We start from the raw sequence: 5,612 nt of genomic DNA on the forward strand, positions 1-5,612 counted from the left end.
AGCTGCCTAGCTGCCCACTGATTGCTTCACGCTGGATAACGGATCGATTTGTAGAGCATCGCTGCGCGGCGATACGGCGTTCCGCAACAGGCGACGGCACCTTCGTCCAAGTTGAGAGCGTGCAAGCTTGAGCGTAAAATCCGTTCCCGGAAATCGCCGCGTCGGCCTCGCGAAGCCGTCCGTGTCCTCTAGATCTCCGGAAACAGGCGTGGAAACAGCACGTCGAGCGCAGCAATCGGAAAGCGCAGCGACACCGGCCCCTTGGGCGTTTCGGACGCAAGAAGACCGGTCGCGACGACATCGTTGAAGACGCGCCGTGCCGTCCGTTCGGGCAGGCTGGTGATGCGCGGGACTTCGCCGCGCTCGAACTGTCCGCGTATGAGCGCTTCCTCCAGAAGACGGGCGGCTTCAGGCTTGAGCTTCTCGCTGCGGTCGACGAAACTCCGCAATCGCTGAGCCAACGTGTCGATCTCGAACAAGCCTGACATGAACGTCACCTGATCGAGGCACACGCGCAGGAACCAGAGAATGAATTCGCTCAAAGCGCGTTGCGAGAGGTTGCCACGGCCATCGAGATCGCCCTGCCGGGGCGTGTCGGCGTGGTCCATCATCCGCCTGTAATCGCCTGGGCCGGTAAGACCACGTGCCAGTCCGCGCGAGACCGACCACAGCCCACGGGCTCCGATGCCGGCCTGATGCGCCATGGCGTGGCTCATCAGGCGGCTGACACGACCATTGCCGTCCGCGAACGGATGAATGTAGTTGAAGCGATGATGCGCCGCTGGAATGGCGATGATCCGCGCCGCCTTGCCCAGGCGTTCGAAGCGATAACGCTCCGCGAAATATTCCATAAAGGCCGCGACACGCTCGCTGGAAGGTGGCTGATGCCGGCCGACCGCAACGTCGTGCTCGTTTCGCGACCGCCAGGTGCCGGGCTCCATCGTGAACTCGGTGCCATTGCCGCAGATCCGAAGCATTTCGGGGGAAGCGTCGCGATAGAATTCGCGATGGAGCCAGAGAATGAAATCGATCGAGGCCGGTTCAGGCAGGCGATTGTCGAGCGCCATGGAATCGATTTCGGACTGCACATGGACGTGGGCGGCCGCCTCGATCTGCAGATTGCGCCGCCCTTCGTCGTTGTCGAAATGACCGCCGATCGCGCGTTCGATATCCCGTGGCCGGGTGTTATGACCTTCGATCAGGTTGCTGTAGTAGGTGTTCATGATCCGCACGAGATCCGCCAGATGGGCCGCGGTCTGCGGATGGAGCGCGTAACCGAGCTTGGCGGTTGCCGCCGAAAGCTCCGCCACCACGTCCGAGATGGCTTCGGAAATCTCCTCCAGCCTAGCGGGCTCGATGCGTTCGACGGTTTCGAGACGTAGGTTCATGTCGGCCGATTTTATGTTATGCTAAGGCATTAAAAATGAATAATTTTCTTCTTGATGGCGGCCGCTTTGGCCGATCCTGTGGCCGATTTTAGCGAGAAGCTTGGAAGTCAATTTTGGCCGATCCATAGCTCATATAAGTAATTTAAACAACTGAAGAAAATCCTACCTGATGGCTATTTTGGCCGCTTACTTGGCCGATCCCGCGAGATCCCGCCGGCTGCCCGCCCGGGGCACCCGGCTCCTGCGGCACATGATGCCGCGCTCCGCGGTGACTGTTAGAGCATGATCCAAAAACGTGGAAACCGGTTTTCCCTCGCGACAAAAGCAAAGCGTTTGCGTGGGAAGATCATGCTCAAACAAAGAGGGATGACGATGCGAAGAAAAGTCACCCGGCTTTAGCCTGGTGGATTCCAGGTCCAGATCGGCCGCGCCACGCCGACAATATCGCACCTCAACACCGGCCCGAAATATCGCGAGTCGAACGAATGCGGGTGTGGCTGCAGCAGAAAGAACTCGCCCTCGACGAGCCTCAAGCACCCCTCCCAGGCCGGCAGCGGCCGCCCGTCGCGGTCCTTGTCGAGCACCTCGGCGATGACCTTTCCGTTGATGGCAATGGTGCCAATCGGGTCCTTGGCGCGGCAGACTTCGTCACCGCCGATAGCGGCGATCTGTTTCAGCAGCGGCACCGGCACAGGCAAGATTTTGTGCGCGATGATGAACAATTCGATCGCCGGCGGCGGCTTGAATACTGCGAGCTCACCGCGCTTCGGCAATCGTGGCTCCAGATAATAGAAGCCCAAGGGCGCGCTGCCCGAGGCGTTGTAGATCAGAAGCGGTACCGCGGGTGCGGACGACACCAGCATGGCAATGATGCCGGCGCACATGGTCGAGAGAACGCCGACCTGGCGCGCTAGTTGGGTGCGATCAATCGGCATTGGAGGTCGACCTCCGCTTGTTGGCCTGCGACCATTCAACGAGATCTTCGATGTGGTAGCGGACATAGCGTCCGTGCTTGCGGTAGGCGGGCCCTCGCCCCTGCACCCGCATCTTCTCCAGCGTGTTCTTGGTGAGCCTCAGCCAGGCGGCGGCCTCGACGGTATTGAGGAACGGCTTGTCCGGCACCTTTTCTTCATTCTTGGTCATTTCGACGCTCCCTATTCCATACCTCCCTGGGGTTGAGGTAGGAGAGGAAGCGTCGTCTGATTGTGAGCGGTTTTGGGAGTGGTGAAGATGAGAGGCGCCCGTTTCGCCATCCCGCGCGAGCCAAGCTCGTCAAGCGGGCGACGATCGGCGTGCGCAAGACCGGCATCCGACAACGGCCAGCCAAGTTCTAAAGTAGCTTCAGTTCTGATTGAATCAGAACCGAAGCCCTCGATTCCTGTTTTGATGCGTGTTCTTCACGCGAGCCGGTACCGACTTCGCTTGAAACGTTCTAATACAGCAGATCGCGATAGCCGCCCTTCATCATCTCGGTTCCCTTGGCGACAAGCCGGCGCGTGCGATCCTTGAGAAACTGACTGGGACCGAGCCATTCCTCGGCAACTTTTTTCTCTCCGAAGATCGTGATCGCGATCTGCCGGTAGGTCTTGCCGTTGAGGCTTTCATCGAGCGCGATCAGCGCGTGATGGAGGCGTTCATCGCCGCTTGCCGAGCAGCACGGGAAGGCGATCAACGCGAGCATGGGCCTCCTCTCCCACCTATGGGAAACTGGAGGCAAAGACACTGAAGCGACCGCGTGGCGAATACCACTCCTCGCAACGGATGGGGCGACCTACAAAGCAAGTCGTCGTCGAACCATGATCCTTCCTGTATCGACCTGGCCGGAAGCCGCGCGCAAGTTTGCGTCAGCTTATCCGCCCGGCCGTGTCCTGGACGAACGCTACGCCGCAGCCGGAGAGCAGATGCTTGCGGCACTCACCCAGTGGGGCGTCGCATATCCCGGACTGATCGTAGAGATCGAGCGCGACGAAATTCCGGAGCGAGGGCTCAAGCCGATCGCGGCAGAGCCGGAGCAAGTGACCGGCGCGATCCTGCACGAAGCAACCTTGTCGCAAATTGCGCTCTTGGAACCCGAGCTAGTAAATTTTTGCAGACAAACGCGAGAAAGAGCCCGAGCGCTATTCGGTCTCGTGGTCTGCTATGTCGCTTCCGCTGACTCCTCATGGCGCGCGACCACCAAGTTGGCCGTGAAGACGAAGGAAGGGGAGAAAACCGTCACGCTCACGCCGTCGCTCTGGCTGAGCGATCTGCGCAGCAAGCCCTGGATATTCGAAGCAGATCGCGCCACAAAGCCCGATCGTCACCGTCGAAGAGCGCAATCTGAAAGGCTGCATGGGCGCCCTCGTCTACAGCGAGACCAAGCCGCGGCAATGGGGCATTGCATATCATAAGAGCCAGTCGCCGGGGCGGAAGGCCTTCACCTTGGGGCATGAATTCGGGCATTACATTTTGCATCGCGATCTGATTGAAAGCGATAAGCAATATGATGGCGGAGTCTATTGCGACGAAGAGAGCATCCTGCAACGCGACGGCAAAGGAATTGAAAAGGAAGCCGACGAGTTTGCGGCCACGCTTTTGATGCCTTTTCATGATTTCCGGCGTCAGCTTCCGGCCAATGAACGGCCCGATTTCCAGCGCCTCAGCGCTCTTGCCAAACGATACGGCGTGTCCCTAACCGCTGCGATCCTACGATGGCTGGAATATACCGAGACGCGGGCCATGATGATCGTATCAAATGAAGGTTACGCGCTATGGGCGCGATCGAGCGATTCGGCCCTCAAATCCGGACGGTTTATTCGCACAAAAGAAACGGTGTTCGAGCTCCCTGCTGCGGCGTCTGCGAAAAGGCGGTTCTTCACCGAAGAAACAAAGGCCGGGCTCGTGCAGCCGGCCGAAGCCTGGGGATTTCCTGAAGGACTCCTTGAGATGTGCATTCGGTCCGAACGGTACGACCAAGAAATCACCCTCCTACATTTCGAAGGGAGTGCACCAATCCTCTTTCGGGAAGAAACGGATTTGGAAGATACTTACGATCGCTTCGTGAACAACGGACAAGCGCCTGTCATGCCCTTGCGACAACATCGCGGCTTTGGATCACGCCGCTAGGTCAGAAGCAACACAGCGGCGATCATGTCCATCGCCTCCTTGTGGTCGTCTGATTTGAACAAGTGGCCGTAGCGGTCCATCCTGCAAGCTGCTATGGCCTTCGAAGACTGCACCGTCTTCAGCTTCCGATCTGTCCGATTTGCACGCTACAACGCGCTGGAGTTATGCGACAGCTGCGCGAGCGGATCGTGCCCCTCAGCGCATCGAGGCACTGACCTCTAGCCGGCGATGGAAGCGAGAATAAGCTGCGACTGTGCCTACTGATTAGCATGGCGGGGTCGCCAGCGTTCGCCGACGCTTATTCAACGGATATTCGACGACTTCTGGACAACGGATCTAAGTCGTTGAAATTTTTGGCGCTCCCTAGGGGAATCGAACCCCTGTTTCAGCCTTGAGAGGGTAAAGTCGATCCGCTTGATGATCTCGTGAGGAGAGCCCTGCGATGGAGACCTTACGGATGTCAGGCCCGGCTGGTCTGCATGAGCAGGCGTTACCGCGCCAGTTTCCCACCAGAAACGACCCGGCCGAAGCGCAACGAACGCGATCAGATTCAAACAAAAAGTCAGCAAAATCAACGAAGCCAATCGCTATCCCGCCGCTCATAACGGTCTGGTTGCAGGTTCGAGTCCTGCCGGGCCCACCAAGGAAATCAAAGAGTTATGAGGAGCCGTTTCGCCTCATCGGAATCACCGCACCAGCTATCGCACCAGATACGTGCGTCTTTCGTTCGCCGGCTGGCTCGCGTTTGGCAATCTTCTCGACCGCGTCAGACAAATAGTCCGGATGATGGTGACCGTAGGTGTTGAGCAGCACCTCAAGCGACATTCCGAGATAGCCTGCTGCCTGCCAAGGATCCGCCCCTCTCTGCATGAGCCACGTCGCTGCGGTATGCCGCAACGTATAAGGGGAAATGCCCGGGCCAAGCCCCGCAAGTCTCACGGCACTTTTGAACGCCGTCTTGACCGAATTAACCGGCTTGCCGTTGTACTCAACGAAATGCTTCGCCTCAGGATCAATCCGATGCCAGCGGCGCAGGTGAGCAAGCAAGCGCAAGGGGATGGGAACCGTCGGTTGTCGCTTGTTGGTCTTCGCGGCACCCTTGTGTGTACCGAAAACTTT

General features: G+C 58.7%; 7 protein-coding genes. 2 read left to right on the forward strand and 5 right to left on the reverse strand.

Going from position 1 to position 5,612, the window contains the following annotated elements; genetic code table 11:
- Positions 1-188 precede the first annotated feature (188 nt).
- The 4 genes from CWO89_RS40085 to CWO89_RS40100 all read right to left on the reverse strand — a co-directional run bounded on the left by CWO89_RS40085 (position 189) and on the right by CWO89_RS40100 (position 3,069).
- Positions 189-1,388 (reverse strand): Fic family protein, encoded by a 1,200-nt coding sequence (locus CWO89_RS40085; RefSeq protein WP_130230487.1) that lies wholly within the window; start codon positions 1,386-1,388, stop codon positions 189-191.
- 395 nt (positions 1,389-1,783) lie between these two features.
- Positions 1,784-2,323 carry a S26 family signal peptidase gene (locus CWO89_RS40090; protein ID WP_165421520.1) on the reverse strand — a complete coding sequence of 180 codons (540 nt, stop codon included), beginning with the start codon at positions 2,321-2,323 and terminating at the stop codon, positions 1,784-1,786.
- Positions 2,313-2,531: a helix-turn-helix domain-containing protein gene (locus tag CWO89_RS40095; RefSeq protein ID WP_028168173.1), complete on the reverse strand. Its 219-nt coding sequence runs from the start codon at positions 2,529-2,531 to the stop codon at positions 2,313-2,315. The genes CWO89_RS40090 and CWO89_RS40095 overlap by 11 nt, the downstream gene beginning before the upstream one ends.
- A 289-nt stretch (positions 2,532-2,820) precedes the next feature.
- Positions 2,821-3,069, reverse strand: coding sequence for a DUF2285 domain-containing protein (locus CWO89_RS40100; RefSeq protein WP_130583794.1), 249 nt, complete (start codon positions 3,067-3,069; stop codon positions 2,821-2,823).
- Here CWO89_RS40100 and CWO89_RS40105 point away from each other — a divergent pair.
- Positions 3,068-3,778, forward strand: a complete 711-nt coding sequence (locus CWO89_RS40105) for a hypothetical protein (RefSeq protein WP_130583795.1) — start codon at positions 3,068-3,070, stop codon at positions 3,776-3,778. The two genes, CWO89_RS40100 and CWO89_RS40105, sit on opposite strands and share 2 nt — an antisense overlap.
- Complete coding sequence (locus CWO89_RS40110; protein WP_130583796.1) at positions 3,720-4,493, forward strand: ImmA/IrrE family metallo-endopeptidase; 774 nt, start codon at positions 3,720-3,722, stop codon at positions 4,491-4,493. Before CWO89_RS40105 ends, CWO89_RS40110 begins: the two co-directional genes overlap by 59 nt.
- 657 nt (positions 4,494-5,150) lie before the next feature.
- Here the strand turns inward: CWO89_RS40110 and CWO89_RS40115 are convergent.
- Positions 5,151-5,612: tyrosine-type recombinase/integrase (locus CWO89_RS40115; RefSeq protein WP_165421521.1), on the reverse strand; the 462-nt coding region annotated here is incomplete at its 5' end.

This window comes from Bradyrhizobium sp. Leo170 (assembly GCF_004296405.1).
In the GTDB taxonomy this organism is placed as follows: domain Bacteria; phylum Pseudomonadota; class Alphaproteobacteria; order Rhizobiales; family Xanthobacteraceae; genus Bradyrhizobium.